Source organism: Bacillus sp. FSL R5-0712 (genome assembly GCF_038593285.1).
Lineage (GTDB): Bacteria > Bacillota > Bacilli > Bacillales > Bacillaceae > Bacillus > Bacillus safensis.
This window is the reverse complement of record NZ_CP151981.1, coordinates 2,950,792-2,975,235: the sequence shown is the minus strand read 5'-3', so window position 1 is coordinate 2,975,235 and position 24,444 is coordinate 2,950,792. Positions and strand designations below refer to the sequence as shown.

Here is a 24,444-nt window from a genome sequence, read left to right as displayed (position 1 = left end):
GCCGCTCGTGTGAGAGCGGCTTTTTCTTTGTCATGCCCACTTTAAAAGAAGAAAAAGTCTGCTGGAGGCAAGAGACAAGTAGATTCGAATGCCTTCTGGACTAAAGCGGATATCAATGCCGCTTTTCACACCAATTTGCTTCAGCATTCGGCTCACACTTGTGGAATCAGAGCGCTCAGCAGCCTCCATGATGCGCTGCGCAAACGGAAGGGAGCTTGAAATTTGCTGCGTGATGAGTGAAGCATCAGCAACGAGACGGGCCGATTCCTTTGCGGCTCGTTGAAATGAGTGGGCATCTACTGGAGGAAAAGTCATTGGCGTGCGCGGCGGGTATGCGTGGCTCATTGCGGGAACCTGCAAAGCAGGATAAGGAACATAGTAAAACACATGGTCACCTCTTCTCTCATTGACGTGAAATTGGACGGATATCTGTTCTAAATGTATGTAGAAAATCAGAATAAAGAATCAAAATGATCTTTCTATCTTTGTAATTCCAGCATAAAAATAGGTACTTTTGCGGTCAATTTCGGTGAATGTCGCCAAAAAATTGCGGTGTCCACAATAGCGTCTGTCGTCTGGCCTATGACACGCAAAACCGAAGATACAGAGGGGATCGTACGTTCTATCGGGAGAGAAGTGTGACGAATGATGCCTATTCCTGTCGCAAAAATGACGCAATTCCTTTGAAATTGAGATAAAAGTATGATTTGAAAAGTCAGAAAATGATGAAAAAAGACCTATTGAATTTTGCGGTATCACGCACACGTTTTGTGCATACTTTTCGGTGAAAAAATACTCAATTACATTTACACTGTTAGTAACAGATCAAATACTTATGACCCAATCACCATACACAAATACATTGATCTTCCAAAAAAGGAGAGTGGAATCGATGGAAAAGTATGAAATCGAAGAACTTAAACAATTATTATGGAAACTTGAAAACGAAATCAGAGAAACAACGGCTTCTCTTCATAACATTAACAAAAGCATTGATCAATACGACAAATATGAATATGTGAAAATTTCTTAAAGACTTGATAATCCTCAAGTCTTTTTTTTATCCAAATACATACAAAAAAAGGATATATTATTATATAATTGTTAAATAGTGATGTCAGTGGACATTTGCTCATGTCTTTTTAGTAAAATAAAAGACGAAAGGGTGAGGTACAAGATCGAGTATGCTAAACTATCTAGAGAATACAAAAATCAAGCAGAATATGTCTGATTTTATTCAACATGCAGTCAGGCAGAATGATTTACAAAAGCTGCTTCTGGAATTTACAGATAGAAAAAAAGAATTTCCTCTTGGTCAATTGGCTTACCAGCATTATGAGGCATTTGGCGGACAAGACAAGCAAGCGATTACAAAACTGGCAGCAGGGATTGAACTTCTCATTTTATCTGCCGATATATTAGATGATATTGAAGATCAGGACAATGATTCGTATCCTTGGATGAACGTCGACCAAGGAGTGGCCATCAATGCTTCTACGTATTTATATACGGTGAGTATCCAATTCATCGCATTAATATGTGAAAATAATTCTCAACTATTAGAGAAACTGTTCCATTTCATTAAAATGTCAATGGAAGGGCAGCACGAGGATTTGCGTCATTTGCATCGAACAGAAGAAGAGTGTGTAGAGGTTTTAAAGAAAAAATCAGGATCTTTAACAGCTATTTCTAGCGTATTGAGTGTTTATTTAGCGACAGGAAAAATAAACGCCACTGTGGAATCTTATTCGATATATTATGGTGTTGCTGAACAGATCAGTAACGATTTTTTTGCGTTATTTTCAAAATCAAACGGAGATTTTCAAAAAAAACAAACGCTGGCATTCAGTTATTTACAAAGACGTTTTAACGACGCCAGTCAAGAGCTTCTTTCCTTCTTTTCTAACCGGCTGGTTGAGTCAGAGCAAAAGCCGTTTCAACTGAAGCAGAAGTTACTTGAAGCTGGTTTGACTCAGTACATGGTATCGATGAGAGAGATTATGCTGTTAAAAATGAAGCAAGGAATTGAACAACTTGATTTACCGGGGAAGAAGAAGGAACAATTATGTGCATTTATGACAAAGGAGGGCAATGATTGAACATTCAAAATATCATTGCACATCTAATGAAGAACCCAGTTGTGATCGATGAATTGAAATCTGGAAATGCAAGTTTAATTCATGCAGATGCACAAACAACCGCAGCCATTATAAAAGGTGTAGAAAAAGGATACATGAGTGCGAAATACATCTGGGAGTATTAATTTAATTTTAAGATCCAACTTGTATGATTATTTAATGATCTTTTCTTAAGGATGTTTTAAACATGAAGCTTACCTATACAAAATTGTCCACATTTCTTGTTTTTTTGTCTTTTTTATTTGTGATCTATATTTCATATATCTATGTATTTGATATTTTTAATGGTGCACGTGTAGAAAAGAATGAAAATGGTCAAACGGAAGTTGTTGACGTTGAATATCTTTCTTTAGCTTATTCGTCAGGGTTAAAAGAAGGAGATATTATTTTAAAAATAAACGGACAATCTAATTTAATTCAAGATCATATGATTAATGGTAAGCTTAGAAATGTACAAAGAATTGATATCCAAAGAGGAAACCAAATTATATCACTTAAAAATAAAACATTGATTGGTCGAGAAAGCTTATTTATCTATTTAATCCCTCTTCTTCTATATTCAATATGCTTATTCTGTATCTTTTTTATTATTAAAATCAACAAAGAGCCACAACGAAAATCTGCATTTTTATTAATTTTATTCTTATTGTCAATTTGTGTTGGATATCTGAGTGCAGGTACTTCAGGAATTGGTGATAGATTTAGCCATTATGTTCTCTTATTGTGTTTATCGAGTGTATCCATCTTATATATTCATTTTATCTATCAATACTTCAAAGAATTTGATGTGCACTTAACGAACCCAAAACTAATCAGATGCTTATACTTGATACCTATTTTTAATCTTGCAGTACATAGTGGAGTTTCGGTGTCATCTGAATTGAGAAAATATGTTCCAAGCATCAGTTTGCTGTTTTTTTTCGGAACAGTTTTAGTAGCACTTTATTTAATAGTCAGAGGCATGAAGAGATATAAAAAAACAGCACATGGTTCAGTTTTAAAGTTTTTTGCTATTATAAATGTTTTGTCGTTCAGTCCATTTATTTTATTTTTCGTTATTCCCTATGTATTTTTTGATAAGTATTTGATTAATCCTTTTATCCTGACGTCTATCGTTTTGTTAATTCCTTTTTCACTCGTGTACCAATTTATGACGAACAAACTTTACAATATGGATTTTCTAATTAGTAGACTGAGATACTATGGCTTTCTAGCCATTACACCAACCATTTTCGTTGTAGTCACGTTTTACATTCTGCAAAAACCAGAAGATTTGAAGTACACACTGAAGCTCGCATTAATCACTTATACTCTCATGCTGGCTGTTTTTTATTTCAAAGAAATTCTAGATTTCCGTTTTCGATTGAAGCGTTTTTCAGAGAAGCATAATTATCAAGATAGCGTGTTTAAATTCACGCAGCTCATTCGTGAGGCGTCATCACTTCACCAAGTGTTCTATCATTTAAAATACACCATTTTAGAAGTACTTGTTGTGAACAAAGCCTTTGTGCTTGAAGTGAAGGCAGATGGACAGGTTGAAGAGATTGATGAAACGACAGAGGACAGTAAGCTATGGAAAAAGTATGTAGACCAATTTCAAGAATTATTAGGTGAAGTTGGAAAAATCATTGCGCTTGATAAAGGATTCATGATGAAAATTGGTGAGCGGGGCGGTCACTCTTTTGTGATTTGCTGTTTATCTAATTTACGGACACCGAAATTGTCACGTGATGAGATTTCTTGGCTGAAAACATTAGCTTTTTATACAAGTGTCAGTTTAGAAAATGTCGTTAAAATCGAAGAATTGATGGAGCATCTTGACGATTTGAAACAGCGCGAGGCCAATCCTGCCTGGCTGAAGAAAATCATGTTTGCCATGGAAGAAAAGCAGCGCTCAGATTTAGCGAGGGATCTTCATGATTCCGTACTGCAGGACTTGATATCACTAAAAAGGCAGTCGGAGATGTTTTTAACGAATTTCCAAAACAACCAATGCCCGACATCTATTGAAAATTCGCTTATCTCATGGAATGATCAAATGTCCAAAGTGATTCAAACGACGAGAGAAACGTGTCATGAGCTTCGGCCGCAGCTGCTGTATGATTTAGGGTTAGTAAAGGCGATATCGAAGCTGACTTCTCAAATTCAGGAGGAAGCGCCGTTTCATATTAGGCTGAATACGACACGCTTTGATAAAGAATTGGACATTGATATTGATTCACAGCTGAATATTTACCGAATTGTTCAGGAACTGTTATCCAATGCCCTGAAGCATTCAAAAGCCACTCAAGTGTTAGTGATGCTGATTTGTATTAAAGATCAGGTTGTTCTTCACTATGAGGATGATGGAGTCGGTTTTGATGCAAGTCATCTTGATCAGCACACAATGAGCATGGGGCTATCGGGAATTAGAGAACGAGTGAAAGCGTTAAATGGAAAGCTTCAAATTCACACAGCCCCGGAAAAAGGGCTTAAGGTGAAAATTGAAATGGAATTGTAACGATTTATTAAGGATTAAGACTTGGCATCAGCCAAGTCTTTTATATAAAATGGAAGTGAGTGATTTAAAGGGAGGAAGACATGAAGAAGATATTGGTCATTGATGATCATCCGGCTGTCATGGAAGGGACAAAAAGCATATTAGAATCAGACCAGCAGCTATCAGTCGATTGTTTAAGTCCTGATGCAGAAGCCGCCTTTTTAAAGACGCATGACTTTTCCATCTATGATGTGATTTTAATGGATTTAAATCTCGGGGATATCAATGGAATGGACATTGCGAAACAAATTTTAGAAACCAACCATCAAGTGAAAATTATCATTTATACAGGGTATGAAGTAGATGATTATTTTGAAGAGGCTATTCGGGCTGGATTACACGGTGCAATTAGCAAAACAGAGACGAAAGACAAAATTATTGAGTACATACACCGGACATTGCAAGGGGAAGTTGTCATTCAGCTGTCCTATTTAAAGAAATTAATTTCACAGCAGCAAGAAAAGCCAGAACAGGCGCAGCAGACTGATCACGATCTCTTAACCGAACGGGAGTGTTTGATCCTTAGAGAAGTAGAAAAAGGATACACGAACCAGGAGATTGCCGATGTGCTTCATTTGAGCAAACGGTCAATTGAGTACAGTTTGACATCCATCTTTAATAAGCTGAATGTTGGATCTCGTACAGAAGCGGTGTTAATTGCCAAGTCTGAAAGTGTGCTGTAAACGTGTGAAGGGAGAGGCCCTTAATGGATGTGAGCGGATCAAATACACTGCTTGAGGCACTAGGCATTGAAATTGTAGAGTGCAATAAATCACGATGCGTTGCAACAATGCCAGTCGATCACAGAACAAAACAGCCATTTGGACTGCTGCACGGAGGAGCATCTGCTGCTCTAGCAGAAACAGTGGCGAGTATGGGGGCTGCGGCTCATTTAGACTTAACGCAGCAAGTTTGCTCAGGTATTGAAATCAATGCCAATCATTTAAAATCTGTACGCGATGGAGTGGTGACAGCGACAGCTGTTCCTGTGCATGTAGGACGTCGTACAATGGTATTTCAAATCGATATAAAAGATGATCGAGACCGGCACATCTGTACGTCAAGATGCACACTTGCTGTCATTGATCGCATATAAAAAAGCTCCCGGTGCAGCGGAAGCTTTTTTTGTATGCTGTTGTGCGGTAAAAAAAGAATGGCCCAACATGGCAGGCCATTCTTTTTTGCTTTTTATAAATAAGAATCTTCTTTTCGCTTAATCACAAAGTTACGGAAACCGCCATAATCATCTTGAACGCTGCGTTTGTCGAGCTTAACACCAGTATTGTAGGCGGCTCTTCCGATTAAGTGTGCGCCGACTGGTGCTGTCAGGAAGATAAATACGATGCCGAGAAGGATTTTTGCAGAAATAACGCCTGCAAGAAACCATTCGTGAAAAAACACACCTACTAAAATCAGAACAACGCCAAGGGTCGATGCTTTTGATGCAGCATGCATACGGGTGTAAACATCCGGCAGGCGAAGGACACCAATGGCTGAAATCAAACAGAGGATAGCGCCTAGCAGGATAAAGAAAATCACGATGGCTTTAGCGATGACGATCATTTTCAATCACTTCCCCTTTCTCAAGGAATTTGGAAAAAGCGACAGTACCGATAAAGGCAAGGATGCCGAGCAGTAAAATAATCTCAAAGAATGCAGTGGTTTTCAGTAAAATTGAAACGATGGCTGTCATCCCAATTAAATTGATTCCTATCGCATCAAGTGCACTTACACGATCAGGAATAGAGGGACCTTTGATCACTCGTATCACAAAAAGCAAAGTAGACAGTGCCAGAATGCCAAGTGACATTTGCAAAATGAGTTCCATTACTTACCGCTCACCTCCTGAATCGCTTTTTCAAATGAAACCCGGATATCGTGAATGGCTTTTTCAGCATCTTCAATATCCATCGCATGAATGTATAAAATGGACCGATCATCGGAAATATCAATCACTAGTGTACCTGGTGTCAATGTAATCATATTTGCCAGTATGGTGATTTCCCAATCTGTTTTCAAGTCCGTACGAAAGGCGAAAATACCGGGCTTAATCGTGAGCTTTGGAGATAATACGGTCTTTAATACACTTAAATTGGCAAGAAGCAGCTCGCGAATAAAAATGATGATCAGCTTGAAAATCGCATAAAGGGCATAGCCGTAAAAACGCTGCGGGAAAAATCGACGCAGCATGAAAATGGCGATCATCCCTAATGCAAAACCTGATACAAAGTCTGCGGCTCTGTATGTATCATTCATAAACATCCATGTAAAGGCGAGGAGTGCGTTTAGTAATATTTGAAAGGCCATGTTCATCTACTCCTTCAGCACAGCTTGAATATATTTTTCTGGTGTAGAGAGCATTTCCGCTGCTTGATTGATATAAGGGGCAATGAACTCTGTCCCTAACCCAATGGCAAGCGATAAGACGACAAGCAGTACGCCAGGGTACACCATTCCTTTAATTGACGGCTTTCTTCTTCGCATATCCTGTTCCTCGCCCCAAAATGCGGACATGAAAATCTTCATAATAGAGTAGAGGACAAGAAGACTGGACAGTAAGACCAGGATAGAAAACGTCATGTGTCCAGCAGAAAATCCACCTTCCACAATTTTTAGTTTTCCAACAAAGCCACTTAGCGGCGGAATTCCTGCAAGCGATAAAGCCGATATGAAAAACATCCATCCTAATAGGGGCTGGGATTGAATCAGTCCGCCCATTTTTTTCAGTTGATTTGTACCAGCATACACAAAGAGGGCACCTGCCAGCATAAATAAAGCCCCTTTGATCACCATGTCGTGAATGAGATAATAAATGGCCCCTTGGAGTGATGCAGGTGTGTTGGCTGCAAATCCAAACAAAATGACCCCAACAGCTGTGACAATGTTATAAATCACGATCTTCTGCACATCAGAATAGGCGATCGAGCCTATCACACCGAATATCACCGTCAGTGCGGCAAGCCACGCCATGAGTGTATGGGTGAAGCCTGTATCGTGTATAAAAATTAATGTAAAGACTCTTGCAATCGCATATAAGCCAACCTTTGTCAGCAAAGCCCCAAATAGAGCTGAAATCGCTGCTGGCGGCGCATGATACGATCCTGGCAGCCAGAAATAAAGCGGGAAGATCCCAGCTTTTAAGCCGAATACAATGAGGAACAGGATGGAAATAACAGTGATTAATCCTGTTTGCCCTGATTCAGCTATTTTCACACTTAAATCAGCCATATTGAGCGTACCCGTCACTGCATATAAACAGGCGACTCCAACAATAAATAAGGCCGACGAGATGATATTAAACACAATATATTTGAGTGATTCACGAAGCTGAGGCTTTGATCCGCCTAATACAATAAGCATATAAGATGCCATCAGCAGTAATTCAAAGAATACAAACAGGTTGAAAATATCTCCCGTTAAAAAGGCTCCGCTCACGCCAGCTAACAAAAACTGTACGCCAGAATAATAGAAGAGCCGCTCTCTTTCTTTCCCAATCGTTTGAAAGGAGAAGAGGACTGTCACAAGCCCGACAACGGAAGCGGTCAGCACAAGGAGTGCAGCAAATTGATCGGCCACAAGGGCAATCCCAAATGGCGCTTTCCAGCCGCCCAAATAAAGGGTTTGTATCCCATTTGTGAAAATCGTTTGAACCAAATATGCATTACATATAATGGCTGAAAGAGATGCCAAGACACTAAAGACTCTTGACAGCATGATGTTTTTATTCATAAAGATCAATAGTGTAGCAGCTAGTAATGGAATTAATATAGGCAGGATCACGAGATTATTCATGCTGATCATTTCCTCTCATTTGATCCATGTCATCTGTTCGCAGCTCTTGGAAGGCACGGAAGGCCATGACAAGTAATAAGGATGTCACACCAAAAGCAATGACAATGGCTGTTAAAATTAATGCTTGTGGCAATGGATCCACATAGGATGTGATCCCCTCTTTTAGAACGGGAGGCGCTCCTTTTTTTAAACCGCCCATTGTTAAAAGAAGCAAGTGGACGCCGTGGCTCAAAACAGCAGTACCGACGATGACCCGCAGAAGGCTCTTTGACAGCATCAAATAGGTCGCCGCCATAAAAATAATTCCGACGATAATAGACATTAGAAATTCCATTATTCCTTCTCTCCAATCATTTGAATAATGGTCATGGTGACACCGACAACAACCAAATACACACCGATATCAAACAGGACAGCTGTCGCCAGTTCTGTTTTCCCTAAAAACGGTAATTGGAAATAATCAAATGCATGGGATAGAAAAGGTGCACCGAATAGAAAGGATCCCATACCTGTCAGGATCGCAACGAGCAAACCGGCTCCAGTTACATAAATAAAGTCAAATGGCAAAATGCGTCTTACTGTCTTCAGATCATAGGCTAAAAGCAGAAGAACGACAGCCGCAGCACTCATCAGGCCGCCAATGAATCCGCCGCCAGGATTGTTATGTCCCGCAAGAAATAGGTGAAGGGAGAAAAGCAAGATGATGAATGCTGTGATTTTTGTTGTGACTTGCAAAAGCATATCATTCGTATCAATCTTTCTCATCGCCGCACACCTCTCTTCCGTTTTGCTTGTGTTTTTAATAACCCATAAATACCAAGTGCCGCAATGGCGAGCACGGTAATTTCAAAAAGGGTATCAAAGCCCCTGAAATCTACTAGAATGACATTGACAATATTGTCACCGCCAGCAAGTTTGTAGCTGTTTTCAATAAAGTAAGTTGAGATGGTGTCAAGTGACTGCTGACTTGTGGAAGCGAGAGCTAGACAAGTGACAACAACCCCAACGCCTAATGAAATGATGAAATTGGTCATTTTGAATCTTCTTGTTTTTTGCTTTAAGCTCAGCTTCGGCAAATGATAGAAGCAAAGCAAAAACAGTGCGACAGAAATCGTTTCAATAATCAGCTGCGTCAGCGCAAGGTCAGGTGCTCTGAAAATCACGAAGAATAATGACAGCGTGTAGCCCATGACACCTAGTGCAATAATAGCTGTTAATCGTGAACTTGCGAATACTGTGGCAATCGTCGCCGCCACCATCACAAGTGAAAGAATCACCTCATACGTGCCAATTGAGGCAGCCTGATCAGTTTGAAATGAAAAGGCCTGCTGATAAAACATCACGCCGCCAATAACGATAATCATGAACCCAAACACATAGACAAGATAGTCACGAAGAAAACCAGTCATATAACTGTTTGTCAGGCGGTATGAACCTTTTTCTAAACCGATAAGAGAGCGGTCGTATAAAGCGTTAAATGACCACTTTTCCTTAAAGATGTTGTACATTGGACGCCATTTTGAAAGCGTCAAGTAGCCGATTGTGCCGAGTACAACAACACCTATTGTCATATAGAGTTCTGGCTGGAAGCCATGCCATGCTTCAATTTTCACAGAAAAACGGCTTCCTGTTTCAATCGCTTCAGGAATGATCGCCGCAATTGCAGGTTCAATGACAGAATAGGCAAGAATATTAGGGAAAAAGAAGAAGGTGACCACAAGTGCAGCTAGAATGATGGGCGGAATGAGCATGCCGATCGGTGCTTCATGCGGTTTTTTCTCCAATTGGTCTATATTCAGACGGCCTCTAAAAGTCTTAAAGAGGAGCATCATACTATAAATGAACGTAAAGACACTAGCGAGCCAAGCGAGTGCTGGGAAGATGGCACCCCATGTTGAAACGTCCGTAAAGCTGATATCAGAAATCCGTATCATACTTGTGAAAAATAGCTCTTTACTTAAGAAACCGTTAAATGGCGGTAATCCGGCCATTGAAAATGTACCGATTAACGTAATTGTGAAGGTAATCGGCATGATCGTCATTAATCCGCCTAATTTCCGAATGTCACGAGTTCCTGTTTCATGATCGATAATACCAGCTGCCATAAAGAGACTGCCTTTAAACGTAGCATGGTTAATGAGGTGAAAAATAGCTGCAAGAACGGCTGCGCCAAAAAAGGCAGGATTGTTTTCATGAATCGCAGCTGCGCCGACGCCAAGCATGAGCATAATCATGCCGAGCTGACTCACTGTCGAATAGGCCAGAATGGCTTTCAAATCGTTTTGCCGGACGGCGTGGAATGATCCCCAGAATAATGTGACAAGTCCCACGATGGAAATGGTCCAGAACCATACCTCTGATATAGCAAAGATTGGACTGAAGCGGGCAACAAGATAAATACCGGCTTTCACCATCGTAGCAGAATGCAGATAACTGCTCACAGGGGTCGGTGCTTCCATTGCATCAGGCAGCCAGATATAGAATGGGAACTGCGCTGATTTCGTAAACGCACCTAGTAAGATTAGGATCATGGCAGGGATAAAGTAAGGTGATGCCATAATGAGCTGAAGCTGATTGACTGCTTCACGAATACTGAATGAATCAGTAATCAGGTAAATGAGGATGAAGCCACCAAGCATAGCTAATCCGCCAAAAACAGTAATAAGCAGTGATTTCGTTGCTCCATATCTAGAGCGCTCCCGCTTATACCAATACCCAATTAAGAGGAAGGAAGAGATACTCGTTAACTCCCAAAACAAGTATAAAACCACCATGTTGTCAGAAAGAACGACACCCAGCATCGCGGTCATAAACATGAGCAAATACGTGTAGAAAGAGCCAAGCTGTTCTTTTTCCTTTGATAAGTAGAAAATACTGTACAGCACCACTAGTGAGCCGATACCTGTAATTAATAAAGCAAATAACAGGCTGAGACCATCGACATACACAGTGAAATTCATCCCTAAAGATGGAATCCATTCAGCCTGTGAGAAAAGCGTTCGTCCATTCGAAGTGATGTGTAACATTTGGATGAAATAGGTAAATAAAAGAATCGGCAAGATGAGAACAAACCATCCTGTATGTATACGCTTCACATATTTGTAAAGGAAAGGTACAACAAAAGCGAGTAAAAAAGGTGATAGGATGGCGAAGTGAATAAGCTGCAAGAAAATGAACCTCCTTTGATCAATATAAATTCACGTTCTAAAGAACTGGTAATTAAAATTATAGCGTAAATACAGCCATAGTGCATTGGTTTGAAACGATTTCAAGCAAACTGTATTTGTTTTAGGTTCTTTTGACCACAAAAATAATTTTATCAAAAATGATACTCATTGTATATTGTTTTGTTTTTCGTACATGCTTTTCTTAAAGGAGCTGATCAAATGAAACGAAAGATCGTCATCAGCTTAAGCCTATTCTGCACGATTTTAGGAGGAGCATTCTTGATTGACCGAAATGATCAAAAAAGGTGGCAGGCCGGGAGTGAATGGCCGCTGTTTTCTGAGCATCTTCTTCACATGAGCTATCAAGAAACCAAGCTGTATCCTTTTCAGCCCAGGGAATATTTACGAATTGTATTAGCTGATGAATAAGATCCTATAGGAGAAAAGAAATATAAAAAAAGCATGGGCCCATGTGAGAGCCCATGCTTTTTATGTGTGGCAGTTTAACTAAACACTCTGAGTAAGATCGTTGCACAGATAACAGTTGCTGCTCCGCCAAGTCGTGTAGATACTTGTGCGAAAGGCATAAGACCCATTCTTCCAGAAGCTGAAAGAATCGCAACGTCGCCAGTACCGCCAAGTCCGCTGTGACAGCCAGTGACAATAGCAGATTCTACTGGATACATGTTCATTAGTTTTCCAACGAAGTAACCAGAACCAACCATTGCGAGTACAACAGCGATACATACGCATACGAATGGAATGGAGATGACAGTTGCTACATCATCAAGTGGAATGTATAGAATACCAAGACCAACCATCAGCGGCCATGTAAAGCTTTTAGATACAAACTTGTAGAACTGCTGTGAGCCGTTTTGAAGATGCTGAGGCATCACGTTTAAGTATTTGATTAAAGCGGCAAGAACAATCATTAAGATTGGACCTGGAATATGAACAAAGCTTTCTAACAAACCACCAAAGATGAAGGTTGTACAAGCAACGAGTACACCAGCACCCATTAACCCGAAATCAACTTTTGCATCCAAATCTGGCTGCTCGAAAATTTCGTTTGCTTCTTTAGATTTCACAAGACGGCCATTCCCGTTTAGTTCTGGACGTTTTTCACCAAGCTTCTTCAATGCGCCAGCACAGATAATGGCAATGACGTTCCCGATGACAGCCGCAGGAATTAATTGAGAAATTAATGACTCTGCTGATACATCAAGAATTTGTGAATAAGCGATAGATAATGGCAGAATCCCTTCTCCAACACCACCGGCAATAATCGGTACAATAATAAAGAAGAATGAATGATGCGGTGTGAAGCCAACTAAAAGGCCAACAAGGATACCAGCACTCACAGCTGCAATTGTACCTGCAACGAGAGGAACAAACATACGAATAAGGCCTTGTACTAAAACAGTTCGCTGCATCCCTAGAATACTACCTACTACAAGAGCAGAGATATAGAAGTAAAGGAAGTTCGACGTTTTCATAAGAGACGTAACCGCTTCCAATGAGTTCGGATTCAGAACATTAAAAAAGACCAGGAACGATGGTACGAATAAAGAAAGAATCGCCGGTCCACCAATATCTTTTAAGATTGGAATACGTTGTCCTACATCTCCAAGGAAAATCCCCAAAATCATAATAACAGCGAAACCACCAAGCATATTTGCTGGAATTTTATTAAAATAAGCGGCAGTTAAAATAATCGCTGCAAGTACTAAATACACAGGTAGATCAATAACACCAATTTTCCAAGACATGATCTTACGGAAAACGCTTTTATTATTGTCAGAATCGTCTGTAATCGATTTCAATTGTTGTGCATTAGCCACATAAACACCCCCAAATGCTATTTGTCTCAATTGTAGAAGATTCTGTGACACTCATCTATTTATTAAACTAAAATAAGTGTAATAAAAGTAAAATAAACAGGAGTTTTTGAGTTTTTTATCATACAAAAATCCCCTGAAAGTAGTTTGTCCTTCAGGGGATTGATCATACATCGTATTTATCGTTTTCCTTTTAGATAAGGCGTACCAAGTGCTTTCGGTGCATCGGCACGTCCGATGAAGCCAGTAAGTGCTAAAATGGTGAGCACATATGGTGCTATGAGCATATACACATTCGGTATATCTTGGAACAGCGGCAGGAGAGAGCCAATGATGCTTAAACTTTGAGCAAATCCAAAGAATAAAGCAGCGCCCATTGCGCCAAATGGATGCCATTTACCGAATACAAGCGCAGCTAGTGCGATGAAGCCTTGTCCAGTAATGGTGGCATGTGAGAAATCAAGCGCGATCGTTGAGGCATAAACAGCTCCGCCAAGACCGCCAAACAGTCCACTAATGAAAACAGCGATGTAACGCATACGGTACACTTTGATACCCATTGTATCAGCTGCCATTGGATGCTCTCCGACTGCACGAAGACGGAGACCAAACGGCATTTTAAATAAAACAAACCAAGCAACAACCGCAAGAGCTAAGGCGAGTATAGACGTATAATAAACATCTTTAAAGAAAATATCACCAATGATCGGAATGTCACTTAAAAGGGGAATATCTCCTTTATAGAAAGGCTCTGTAATTTTATCAGTTTGTGCTTTCCCATAAATCAGTTTGACGACAAACAATGTAGCGCCAAGTGCCAGCATGTTAATCGCCACACCACTGACCGTTTGATCAGCTCGGAAGGTAATGGTCGCCACTGCATGAATCAGTGAGAACAATCCGCCAACGGCCATTCCGACGAGAAGCCCAAGCCACGGGGTCAAGGCTCCAAACGTATCAGCAAAAAATAAGTTAAAGATAATACTGGAAAATGCTCCGACGACCATCAACCCTTCAAGACCGATATTGACAACACCTGATCTTTCTGAAAAGACGCCTCCAAGAGCGGTTAAAATAAGTGGTGCAGCATAAACAAGTGTAGCTGGGACGATGATTTCAAGTATTTGCAGAAATCCCACTTATTTTCCCCCCTTTTTCTTCATTTGTTGAATCACAAGACGGATAATATAGCTTGAGGCGACAAAAAGAATGATGATCGCAATGACAATATCAACAACCTCAGTCGGTACGCCTGATTCAAGCGGCATATTTAATGCACCGACCTTCAATCCACCAAGCAATAATGCAGCAAGGACAACACCAACAGCCGTATTTCCACCTAATAAAGCGACGGCAATTCCATCAAAACCTACGCCTGTAAACGAGCCTTTAATAGAGGCATATTCAAATGTACCAAGACCTTCCATAGCGCCTGCAAGACCTGCAAAAGCACCTGAAATGAGCATCGCATAAATGATATTGCGGCGAACGTTCATACCAGCATACTGTGATGCCTGCTGGTTCATTCCAACTGCTCGTAATTCAAACCCTTTAGACGTTTTTTGAATAATGATCCACATCACGACCGCAGCAATAATGGCAACAAAAATACCGTTATGCATTCGGGAAAAATCAGTGATCTGCTCAAAAAATCCAGAGCGGAGCGAGGCAGTGGCATCGATTTTATCTGTTTTATCTTTATTATCTGTTAAGACATTTGAGATTAAATAGTTTGTGACATGAAGGGCAATGTAGTTCATCATGATAGTAACGATGACCTCATGCACATAAAAACGAGCTTTTAAAAAACCAGGAATAAAGCCCCATAAAGCACCTGCAGCAGCTGCGGTGATGAGTGCAAGCGGCAGATGAATATACATAGGTGCATGGACAGTTGTTCCAATCCATACAGCAGCTACCCAGCCAACAAGCATTTGACCTTCTACACCGATATTAAACAGGCCTGTCCGAAATGCAAAGGCAACAGCAAGACCTGATAATATATAAGGTGTCACTTGCCTGATGGTTTCTCCCATATAATAAGTTTCACCGAAAACGCCATTCCAAAGGGCGCTATAGCCTTCGGTGACACTATAACCGCTTGCCAGCATAATAATGGCCCCAACCAAAAGACCAAGTACAATGGCTATAAGCGGAATCAGCAGATTTGTTAAGCGATTAGACATTTGCTTCTTTCCCCACTTCCTGTTGCGTACTTCCAGCCATTAATAGACCAAGCTCTTGCTCTGTTGTTTCTTTTGGATCAACAATGGCGACAATGCTGCCTTCGAAAATAACAGCGATCTTATCACTGACATTGATAATTTCATCAAGCTCAAAGGAGATGAGCAAAACGGCTTTGCCTGCGTCTCTTTGCTCGATTAGACGTTTATGAACAAATTCAATCGCACCAACATCAAGTCCTCGTGTCGGCTGAGCGGCAATTAATAAATCAGGATTGCGGTCAACTTCACGGCCGATAATGGCTTTTTGCTGGTTACCGCCTGACAGAGCGCGCGCTTCTGTATATTCACTCGGTGTTCTGACGTCATATTCCGCAATGATTCGTTTTGCTTTTTGATAAATATTTTTCATATTCAATAAGCCGAATTTTGAATAAGGACGCTGATAATACGTTTGTAAGGAAATGTTTTCTCCAATTGAAAAATCGAGTACAAGTCCATGTTTATGACGATCCTGAGGAATATGTCCAATCCCAGATTCGGTCACTTTACGAGGCGGGAGATTTTGAATGGCTTTCCCGTTTAGCATGATTGTGCCAGATTCTGATTTCTTTAGACCGGTAATGGCTTCAATTAATTCAGACTGGCCATTGCCATCTACCCCAGCAATTCCGACAATTTCGCCAGCCTTCACTGAGAGGTTCAACTGTTTGACCGCTTCAATTCCTCTGGCGTCTTTTACTGTGAGGTCTTGAATTTGAAGAACTTCCTCAGCTGGAGAAGCAGCTTTTTTATCTGTTTTAAATGACACTTCACGACCAACCATGAGGCTTGCAAGTTCATCTTTATTTGTGCTTGCCACATCAAGTGTACGAATGCCTTGGCCTTTTCGGATAATGGTCACGCGATGACAGGCATCCATAATTTCTTTCAGCTTATGGGTGATTAAAATAATGGATTTTCCTTCATTGATTAAGTTTTTCATAATTTGTATGAGTTCTTTGATTTCTTGAGGTGTTAAAACGGCCGTTGGTTCGTCGAAGATCAAAATGTCAGCGCCGCGGTAAAGTGTTTTTAAGATTTCTGCACGCTGCTGCATGCCGACAGAGATGTCAGATACTTTTGCGGCAGGATCTATTTTCAAACCATAGCGGTCAGAAAGCTCTTGTACTTGCTGTATGGCTTGTTCTTTGTCAATCTTTCCAAACTTCTTGGGCTCTTTACCTAAAATGATGTTTTCAGCGACAGTGAAGGTATCGACCAGCATAAAGTGCTGATGCACCATTCCGATGCCTAAATCACTAGCATCATTTGGACTAGAGATGGTCACAGGTTTTCCGTGTACCTTGATTTCACCTTTTTCAGGCTGGTACAGTCCGAAAAGCACGTTCATGAGCGTTGATTTTCCAGCGCCGTTTTCACCAAGCAGCGCATGAATTTCGCCCTTTTTTAGCTGCAGCGTAATGTTGTCGTTTGCTACAATGCCAGGGAATTCTTTGCGTATATTCAACATTTCAATGACATAATCCACAGGTTTAACCGCTCCTTTTTTAGGGTGCTGATGAAGATAAAAACTAGCAAAAGAAAAGCTGCAAAACGAGGCTGCAGCTTTTCTTTTACCACCTTTTACGAATAAAGAGGAGGTAAAGGAGAGGCAAGGGGATAAGGCGCGCTTATCCCGCTGCTCAAATTAAGCTTTAAAATCTTTTAGTTCATCACGTGTTGCAGGGATTTTCACTTCACCCTTGATGATTTTTTGTTTCCATTCTTCAACTTTCTTTAATACATCTTTATCAAGGTTTTCCTTAGATGGAGAGATGTCAAGAGCGCCTTCTTTCAGACCGTATGTGATCACTTCGCCGCCAGGGAACTTACCTTCTTTTGCTTTCGTTGTTAAGTCTTGTACCGCTGTGTCTACTTTCTTAACCATAGAAGTAAGGGTGACACTTTGTTTTGTTCCAGGTACTTTTCCTTCGTCATACTGGTCTTTATCTACACCGATAACCCAAACTTTACGGTTAGGATCTGCTTTTTTCAGGTTTTTCGCTTCTGTGAAGACACCAGTTCCAGTGCCGCCAGCAGCATGATAGATGATGTCGACGCCAGATTTGTACATACTTTCAGCTGTTGCTTTCCCGATGTCAGCCTTATCGAATGCACCGGCATATTTCACTTCAACTTTTGCTTTCGGGTTAGCTGCTTCAACACCTGCGCGGAAGCCAACTTCGAATTTTCTGACTAATTCAGAATCAACGCCGCCGACGAATCCAATTTTGTTTGATTTTGTAGAAAGAGCAGCCGCAACACCCACAAGGAATGATCCTTCGTTTTCGTTAAATACAATGCTGGCTACGTTGTCTTTTTTCACGACTGCATCAACGATCGCAAAGTGGTTTTTCTTACGTTGATCCGCAATTTCAGAAATTGCATCTTCCATTAAGAAACCAATTCCGTAAATCAGGTCGAATTTCTCACGAGCAAGTGTATTTAAGTTTGTTGTATAGTCAGCATCTGATTTAGATTGTAAGTAATCAAAGCCGTTTTTACCTTTTTTTAGATTGTTGTCTTTCCCAAATGCTTGTAAACCTTCCCAAGCTGATTGGTTAAACGATTTGTCATCGACACCACCGACATCAGTTACCATTGCAACAGTGAATTGATCTTTATCTTTTTTGCTTTCACCGCTGTTTGAGCCAGAGTTGCCGCATGCTCCAAGGATGGTTCCTGCTGCTACGACTAAGGACAATGCTAGTCCAATTTTGCGCTTCTTCAAAACATAACCCCCTATAAAATTTAAAAGTTTCAGAAAAGTCTCGCGAAAAAAGACCGATCTATCTCTTCTCACCCTAAAGAGGGTATTTTATCCTGCTTTCTCATGAAACTTATGGAGGGCAGGAGAGAAGATGTAAGACATCAGACTTATATCTCGTTGAACTAATCAATCATAATTTATCATTTCCGATCGAATAAATAAATAGAAATTTGTTTTATTTTTAAAAAAATGTTAAATGGCTTTATTTGATGTCTTTTTATCTGCTGAAATATGATATAATGCCGCTTTTGTGATGTGCTCCGCTACAGCAGAACCACTGATATCAAGGGGTTTGTTACATCGTATGCCATAAAAAAACATCTGGCCTTTGTGAAAGGTCAGATGTAGTATTTTAAAGATATTGCTGAATCAAATTCATATTGCTCGTGTTCAGTTTATATTGGAAAACAGGACGTCCTATTGTCCCATATGCCATTTCAACATCCACCACTTCGATATCCTCAAGGAATTTCAAGTATTTTCTAATGGAGACTTGAGAGATTTCTGTATGATTGGCTAGGTCTTCGGTTGTGAAAGCCTGCTGACCAAATGATTGAATGCTTGTCCAGATGAGTTTAAGTGTGCTTTTGGTCAGTCCTTTTGGCAAGAGGACTTTTTCCGCCTCTGCTTTTTTATGAAAAAGCTTCGCATCTAAATCATTTTGCGAAATGCTGTTCATGGATTGATACAGGGCGTGTTTCCGTTTATACTCTGCCAGTGCTGATTGGAATCGTTCGAACTCAAACGGCTTAATTAAATAATCAACTGCTCCGTTTCGCATCGTTTGCTGTACAACATCGACTTCATTTGCAGCCGAAATGACAATGACATCAACGGCATGATTTTGCTGGCGAATTTCTGTTAGTAATGCCAGTCCATTTTGTCCAGGCATATAAATATCGAGCAGTACGAGGTGTATGACTTCTGTTTTTAACACTTCAAGTGCCTGCTGAAAGGAGGTGGCAATCCCCTTTAACTCAAAGCCGTCGATTTGGGTCAGGTAGCGTTTGTTCAGCTCCCCAACCATTGGATCATCTTCTACTATTAACACATTAATCATGTGAATCCTCCTTTTGTTTATACGGAATGCGGAGACTAAAGGTCGTTCCTTCTCCTTTTTCACTCGTGACAATCATATGTCCGTTCAATTTCTTGATGCTTTGGTCAACGAAGTAGAGTCCGAATCCTCGGTCTTCTCCTTTAGTTGAAAAGCCTTGATCAAACATGATGTCTTGTTCTTCTTTCGTGAGACCAACACCTGTGTCCGTGATTTCAATGTGAAGCTGCTCATGGACGTATCTGAAGGAGATCGAGATGTTTTTCGTGTCAGTATGTGAAACAGCATCGAGTGCGTTATTTAACAAGTTGCCAATCACGGTAATGAGATCATGCGTCACTGCCGGGTCCTCCGTATTTGGCACTTGTGTGCTGCAAATAACCTCTAAGGCAGCGCCTTGTTCCCTGATATAGCTTTGTTTTCCTAGTAAAAATCCTGCTAAAACAGAGTTTTTCACATGGTTGATGATTTCATTTGTTTCCGTTTGCTGATAGATCGCAATATCTTTGATATAGGTGCCAAGGTCATCGTAGTTTTTGAGCTGAACCAATCCTAAAATGACATGCAGCTTGTTCATAAATTCATGGGACTGGGCACGGAGCGCATTCGCATACATTTTGACCCCGCTAAGCTGCTCAGCCAGATGTTTCACTTCTGTTTTGTCACGGAAGGTGGCGATGGCTCCGACAATTTCACCTTTTACCGTAATTGGCACTTCATTAAAGACGAGCTCCAGTCCATTCATTCTCACGTCACGATCAAGCAGCGGCTTGCGTGTTTCAATGACCTGTTTTAAGCCGCTTGAAGGGAGGAGAGTTTGAACATCTTGTTCTCTAGGATCAACCATAATGCCCATATTATGAAAGAGCCGTTTGGCCTCTGCATTGGCCAGCTTGATTTTACCGTGCTGATCGACGGCCAGAATCCCTTCTTTTGTTGATTCTAGCATGGCACTTCGTTCTTTTAACAATGTGGCGATCTCATCCGGCTCAAGTCCAAACATAATCTTCTTCACTTTTCTTGCCACAATGAGTGCTCCGATGATACCAGATAGAAGGCTGAGTGATGTGACGAAGTAGAGTGGAAGTAAGCTTTGATGAATAATCAAGTCAATTTCCTTTAACGTAATCCCTACGGCCACAGCCCCAAGCTGCTTTCCATTTTGATCATAAACAGGAACAAAAGCACGCATGGATCTGCCGAGTGTTCCAGAAGCCGTACTAATATGTTCTTTTCCCTGTAATGCTGCTTTTTCATCACCGCCGGCAAACCGCTTTCCAATTTTCTGCGGATTTGGGTGTGTTTTGCGGATACCGTTCATATCCATGACGACAACGAATTCGGTTTTGGTGATTTGCTGAACACTTGTTGTATATTTTCGTAATGCGGAATACGAATGATCTTCTAATGATTGTGCTGTGATCGGTGCCTCTGCGACCATTTTGGCAGTAGAGAGAGCAATGTCACGTTCCTGCTGATGGATGTTCTTGGCTGTTTCCGACCATATTGTAAAGAATGTGATACAAAGGGAGATCAGGACAACGATGCACACAAAGATCGTCAGCCGTGTTTGCAATCTTAAAGTTTTTTTCACGAGTATACCCCTAACGCACGATTTTTTCGTAACAGTAATACTTTAACGGGAAAATGTAAGTTTGTGAAGGAATGTACGTGCAAAATCATAAATTTGATTTTGCTGTCGGTTTACTTTGAAAGCATCTTGTCAATCCGTTTTAAGTGAGCCATAATAAATGTGAGCTTATGAGAAAGGATCTATTTATGAAAAATACATATTTGACTGGATATTTTCCGCTGATTTCAATTTTACTATTCAGCTCTGCTTTTTCGATTTTCACAGTAGGTATCACAACTGATTTCTTGACTCAAGCAGGCATTTTAAAAGGAATGCTTGAATTTTTCTCAGAACAGGGCATTCGTCTTGCTCTCTTTGCTGCTTTTGCACTTGTTTATTTTATGATCTTATCTGCCTTAAAACTGATTGCAGATACGGTATTAGAGCTGGCGTTACTCTTTTTCGCTAAGGACCCTGAAGGGGAGAACTTAAAGAAAATTCGGATTGCATCCGTTGTTTATTTATTTGCCAGCTTGCTAGCTTTTCTGTTGACGCAGCAGCTCATTCTGCTAGTCGGACTTTTTGCATTAGCAAGTCTTGTCTATTTTATCTGGGTTGTGGTTCGCATTTATCAATCGCTTTCTATGCTGAATTTGATTGGATTTATGATGTTTATTCTGCTGTTTTGGGCGACGTTTTTGATCGGTATTTTGTACTTATTTATTAAGCTTTATAACAGTGTGATGGCAAGTCTGCCTTCATAAGCAGACAAAGAAAGCATCCTCCAATGATGGAGGATGCTTTCAGCGTTTAGACAAACCCTTGCATTCGTTGTCAGTTCTGCGCGCCGATGCTCACGAATGTTAAATTCGCTCCGCTTCGGTGTTCGTCCTTCCTAGACTGCAAAGGTTTTCAGGTCACGCTGAAAAGAAGAAAAAGAGCTAAAATAAAGATCATTTTAGCTCTTTTTCAACAATCTGAGCATCCTCCAATAATGGAGGATGCTTTTTTTTATGAAAGAAACCGTTTTTGAATATCGGGTGTAGGCATCATACAAGATGTTTTTTGACCAAACCATTTGTAGCGATTTTTTGCTATCAACTGATAAAACCAATCACGGATTGGGCGAGGTATGGCAAGGAGTAAAAAGCTCCATCTGTATATCCCTTTTAAATGCCGCGCGGCTTTTAAGATGCCTGTCGACTTCGTATAAAGGGTCCCTTTTTCAATATAAATGAATGAATTGAACTCATCTAAAGGCAAACCGTTTTCCTTTAAAATACGCTGCCCTGTATCTGATTGTAAGGAAGCGAACATCATCCGTTCATTCGGATCGCGCTTAATCACAAACTGAACCGCGCCGCTGCACACGTTGCAGACACCGTCAAATAAGATTAAATGGGGTGGATGTGTTGAATGCATCGCAATCAAACCTCCTGTTTATCTGGCGTATTGCATCGTATTTTTCCAAATACGTAAGTGCGGGCTTGAATGATAAATCGATTCCACCGTTCCTCTATCTCTTCCAACCCAGACACCCATTGTGTACTGATCTGTCAGTCCCACAAACCAAATATCTTTGTAGTCATTGGATGTCCCTGTTTTCCCACCGATGTAAGGGGCGTTGAAATTCGCTTTTTTCCCTGTCCCACTCTTCACAACAGAGGTAAGCAGCTTACGCATCGTTTCATTTGTACGCTGAGAATATACTTGCTTTGGCGACTCTTTCCACTTGTAAAGGGTCTTACCGTTTAAGTCTGTCACTTTTGTGATCGAATGACTTTGTGTGTAGGCTCCTTGGTTGCCAAAGACAGTATATGCATCTGTTATTTCTAGCGGTGAGAAGCCTTTCGTAAATCCGCCAAGTGCAGAAGGAAGGCGGTAATCATCCGCTACGATATGCTGGAATGAGAACTTCTCTAAATAGCTGAAGCCTTTTTTGACACCTACTGTATCCAGCATTCGGATCGCAGGGGTATTGTAAGAATTTTTAAAGGCTGTTTCAAGTGTGACTGTTCCATACGTTTTATGATTATAGTTCTGCGGACAGTATCCACTGCTGCAAAACTTGCCGGCACTGATGGTGCTTGAAGCCGTTGCACCGGTTTGATCAATATAAGGCGCATAGTCTAAAAGCGGCTTAATCGCAGAACCAGGCTGTCTTTGCGCTTGATAAGCGTAGTTAAAATCAAATTTCTTATAGTTTTTCCCGCCAGCAAGTGCAACAATTTGATGCGTTTCATGATTAATGACGGCTGATCCGCCTTCCACACCTTGGTAAGGCAATTGAGCATTGAGCTGATAGACGGCTCTTTGCTGTAAGGAAGGATCAAGCGCCGTATAAATTTTCACACCATCCTGGAGCAGGGCACTGACCTTTTCAGATAATTCCTTTTGAATCGCCTTTTTCGCTTCAGCTGTTTTGGCTTTTTTCAATCGTTTTGTAAAGCCCTCCTGATCAGACACAAGATCGGTAAACTCTTCATTGGCATATGTCACATAGTCAGGGTATAGGTTTTTCTTTTCACTTAAAGAAAGGCTGATTTTTTCTTTGACAGCTTTTTTGTATTGTTTTTTGGTGATGACGCCATCTTTCTTCAAAATACCAAGCAGTCGTTCTTGGCGTTTCTTTGTGTGCTTGAACTGTTTTAATGGGTCATACAGTGTTGGGTTGTTTGGAATTGCAGAGATAAATGCCATTTGGGCAAGTGTTAAAGAACTAAGCGGCTTATCAAAATAGTAATTAGCCGCAGAACCGACACCGTAAACACCATTACTGAAATAAATCGTATTTAAATAGCTTTCGAGAATTTCATCCTTCGAGAATTTCCGCTCAAGTTCATAGGAATAGAGCAGCTCCGTAAACTTTCGGCTGAACGAACGTTCATGGCTTAAATATAAGTTGCGGGACAGCTGCTGTGTGATCGTACTCGCTCCTTGGCTGATGCCATGGTTTTTGACATTTGCAGCAAGGGCACGAACAACTCCCATAAAGTCAATTCCCTTATGGTCATAGAAGTTGCGGTCCTCTGAACGAAGGAACAGCTCCTTCACAGGTTCAGGAATGTTATCGTATTTCACGAACACTCGGTTCTCATCGTTTGAGACGATCTCGGAGATAAGAGAACCATCCCGGTCATACATATAACTGTTTTGGGAAAAATCTATCTTTTCCAGCTTGATTTTTTGATCAAGCACTTCGTTAACAGGCTTTACACTTGCAGCTTCTTCCTTTGATAGATAAAAAGTCAGAGCAAATAATGGGATGAGGGCAGCAAGTAATAACCAACCAATGATTGCACGAAACATGAGGTCACTCACTTTCTTCAATTTTCTAGCCATATC

Annotated in this window: 25 protein-coding genes; 8 read left to right on the top strand and 17 right to left on the bottom strand. The window is 40.7% G+C overall.

Annotated elements, in window-relative coordinates; translation table 11 throughout:
* Positions 1–30: 30 nt before the first annotated feature.
* Positions 31–387 carry a hypothetical protein gene (locus NSU11_RS15435; protein ID WP_024425946.1) on the bottom strand — a complete coding sequence of 119 codons (357 nt, stop codon included), beginning with the start codon at positions 385–387 and terminating at the stop codon, positions 31–33.
* Positions 388–892: 505 nt separating this feature from the next.
* Between NSU11_RS15435 and degQ the strand changes: the two genes are divergently transcribed.
* The 6 genes from degQ (at position 893) to NSU11_RS15405 (ending at position 5,773) form a co-directional block, all read left to right on the top strand.
* Positions 893–1,033 (top strand): degradation enzyme regulation protein DegQ, encoded by a 141-nt coding sequence (degQ, locus tag NSU11_RS15430; protein ID WP_003213123.1) that lies wholly within the window; start codon positions 893–895, stop codon positions 1,031–1,033.
* A 151-nt stretch (positions 1,034–1,184) separates the two neighbouring features.
* A complete protein-coding gene (locus NSU11_RS15425) occupies positions 1,185–2,099 on the top strand; it encodes a polyprenyl synthetase family protein (RefSeq protein WP_025094184.1) in 915 nt (304 codons plus the stop codon).
* The gene (gene comX, locus NSU11_RS15420) at positions 2,096–2,263 is read left to right on the top strand and encodes a competence pheromone ComX (protein WP_080696376.1); all 168 of its coding nucleotides are present in this window, start codon (positions 2,096–2,098) and stop codon (positions 2,261–2,263) included. The genes NSU11_RS15425 and comX overlap by 4 nt, the downstream gene beginning before the upstream one ends.
* Before the next feature lie 62 nt (positions 2,264–2,325).
* The gene (locus NSU11_RS15415; RefSeq protein WP_270127242.1) at positions 2,326–4,638 is read left to right on the top strand and encodes an ATP-binding protein; all 2,313 of its coding nucleotides are present in this window, start codon (positions 2,326–2,328) and stop codon (positions 4,636–4,638) included.
* A gap of 80 nt (positions 4,639–4,718) precedes the next feature.
* A complete protein-coding gene (locus NSU11_RS15410; RefSeq protein WP_024423322.1) occupies positions 4,719–5,360 on the top strand; it encodes a response regulator transcription factor in 642 nt (213 codons plus the stop codon).
* 23 nt (positions 5,361–5,383) lie between these two features.
* Positions 5,384–5,773 (top strand): hotdog fold thioesterase, encoded by a 390-nt coding sequence (locus NSU11_RS15405; protein WP_024423321.1) that lies wholly within the window; start codon positions 5,384–5,386, stop codon positions 5,771–5,773.
* A 92-nt stretch (positions 5,774–5,865) separates the two neighbouring features.
* Here NSU11_RS15405 and mnhG read toward each other — a convergent pair whose 3' ends face one another.
* The 7 genes from mnhG to NSU11_RS15370 are packed head-to-tail and all read right to left on the bottom strand — an operon-like array spanning position 5,866 to position 11,636.
* Entirely contained in the window at positions 5,866–6,240 is a 375-nt protein-coding gene (gene mnhG, locus NSU11_RS15400; RefSeq protein WP_024423320.1) for a monovalent cation/H(+) antiporter subunit G, read from the bottom strand.
* A complete protein-coding gene (locus NSU11_RS15395) occupies positions 6,224–6,505 on the bottom strand; it encodes a Na(+)/H(+) antiporter subunit F1 (RefSeq protein ID WP_024425942.1) in 282 nt (93 codons plus the stop codon). The genes mnhG and NSU11_RS15395 overlap by 17 nt, the downstream gene beginning before the upstream one ends.
* Positions 6,505–6,984: a Na+/H+ antiporter subunit E gene (locus NSU11_RS15390; RefSeq protein WP_024425941.1), complete on the bottom strand. Its 480-nt coding sequence runs from the start codon at positions 6,982–6,984 to the stop codon at positions 6,505–6,507. The genes NSU11_RS15395 and NSU11_RS15390 overlap by 1 nt, the downstream gene beginning before the upstream one ends.
* A 6-nt stretch (positions 6,985–6,990) precedes the next feature.
* Positions 6,991–8,469, bottom strand: coding sequence for a Na+/H+ antiporter subunit D (locus NSU11_RS15385; RefSeq protein WP_024425940.1), 1,479 nt, complete (start codon positions 8,467–8,469; stop codon positions 6,991–6,993).
* The gene (locus tag NSU11_RS15380) at positions 8,462–8,803 is read right to left on the bottom strand and encodes a Na(+)/H(+) antiporter subunit C (protein ID WP_048237322.1); all 342 of its coding nucleotides are present in this window, start codon (positions 8,801–8,803) and stop codon (positions 8,462–8,464) included. Before NSU11_RS15380 ends, NSU11_RS15385 begins: the two co-directional genes overlap by 8 nt.
* A complete protein-coding gene (locus NSU11_RS15375; RefSeq protein ID WP_024423315.1) occupies positions 8,803–9,234 on the bottom strand; it encodes a Na(+)/H(+) antiporter subunit B in 432 nt (143 codons plus the stop codon). Before NSU11_RS15375 ends, NSU11_RS15380 begins: the two co-directional genes overlap by 1 nt.
* Positions 9,231–11,636 (bottom strand): Na+/H+ antiporter subunit A, encoded by a 2,406-nt coding sequence (locus NSU11_RS15370; RefSeq protein WP_342493656.1) that lies wholly within the window; start codon positions 11,634–11,636, stop codon positions 9,231–9,233. Before NSU11_RS15370 ends, NSU11_RS15375 begins: the two co-directional genes overlap by 4 nt.
* Positions 11,637–11,855: 219 nt before the next feature.
* Between NSU11_RS15370 and NSU11_RS15365 the strand changes: the two genes are divergently transcribed.
* Positions 11,856–12,065 (top strand): hypothetical protein, encoded by a 210-nt coding sequence (locus NSU11_RS15365; RefSeq protein ID WP_024425938.1) that lies wholly within the window; start codon positions 11,856–11,858, stop codon positions 12,063–12,065.
* Between the two features lie 74 nt (positions 12,066–12,139).
* Here the strand turns inward: NSU11_RS15365 and NSU11_RS15360 are convergent, their stop codons facing one another.
* The 7 genes from NSU11_RS15360 to malK form a co-directional block, all read right to left on the bottom strand.
* Positions 12,140–13,477, bottom strand: coding sequence for a 2-hydroxycarboxylate transporter family protein (locus tag NSU11_RS15360; RefSeq protein WP_024425937.1), 1,338 nt, complete (start codon positions 13,475–13,477; stop codon positions 12,140–12,142).
* A gap of 176 nt (positions 13,478–13,653) precedes the next feature.
* Positions 13,654–14,613, bottom strand: coding sequence for an ABC transporter permease (locus NSU11_RS15355; RefSeq protein ID WP_024423311.1), 960 nt, complete (start codon positions 14,611–14,613; stop codon positions 13,654–13,656).
* Positions 14,614–15,660 (bottom strand): ABC transporter permease, encoded by a 1,047-nt coding sequence (locus NSU11_RS15350; RefSeq protein ID WP_342493655.1) that lies wholly within the window; start codon positions 15,658–15,660, stop codon positions 14,614–14,616.
* Positions 15,653–17,188 (bottom strand): ABC transporter ATP-binding protein, encoded by a 1,536-nt coding sequence (locus NSU11_RS15345; protein ID WP_024425936.1) that lies wholly within the window; start codon positions 17,186–17,188, stop codon positions 15,653–15,655. Before NSU11_RS15345 ends, NSU11_RS15350 begins: the two co-directional genes overlap by 8 nt.
* 159 nt (positions 17,189–17,347) lie before the next feature.
* Positions 17,348–18,430, bottom strand: coding sequence for a BMP family protein (locus NSU11_RS15340; RefSeq protein WP_024425935.1), 1,083 nt, complete (start codon positions 18,428–18,430; stop codon positions 17,348–17,350).
* A 391-nt stretch (positions 18,431–18,821) separates the two neighbouring features.
* Positions 18,822–19,529 carry a response regulator gene (locus tag NSU11_RS15335; protein ID WP_024423307.1) on the bottom strand — a complete coding sequence of 236 codons (708 nt, stop codon included), beginning with the start codon at positions 19,527–19,529 and terminating at the stop codon, positions 18,822–18,824.
* A complete protein-coding gene (malK, locus tag NSU11_RS15330) occupies positions 19,522–21,120 on the bottom strand; it encodes a malate sensor histidine kinase MalK (RefSeq protein ID WP_024423306.1) in 1,599 nt (532 codons plus the stop codon). Before malK ends, NSU11_RS15335 begins: the two co-directional genes overlap by 8 nt.
* Positions 21,121–21,305: 185 nt before the next feature.
* Here malK and NSU11_RS15325 point away from each other — a divergent pair, with 185 nt between their 5' ends.
* Entirely contained in the window at positions 21,306–21,863 is a 558-nt protein-coding gene (locus NSU11_RS15325; protein WP_024423305.1) for a YufK family protein, read from the top strand.
* 247 nt (positions 21,864–22,110) lie between these two features.
* Here NSU11_RS15325 and NSU11_RS15320 read toward each other — a convergent pair whose 3' ends face one another.
* Together NSU11_RS15320 and NSU11_RS15315 are read right to left on the bottom strand one after the other, a co-directional pair.
* Positions 22,111–22,521: a thiol-disulfide oxidoreductase DCC family protein gene (locus NSU11_RS15320; protein ID WP_024423304.1), complete on the bottom strand. Its 411-nt coding sequence runs from the start codon at positions 22,519–22,521 to the stop codon at positions 22,111–22,113.
* A gap of 18 nt (positions 22,522–22,539) precedes the next feature.
* Complete coding sequence (locus NSU11_RS15315; protein ID WP_051170126.1) at positions 22,540–24,441, bottom strand: transglycosylase domain-containing protein; 1,902 nt, start codon at positions 24,439–24,441, stop codon at positions 22,540–22,542.
* Positions 24,442–24,444: the final 3 nt, after the last annotated feature.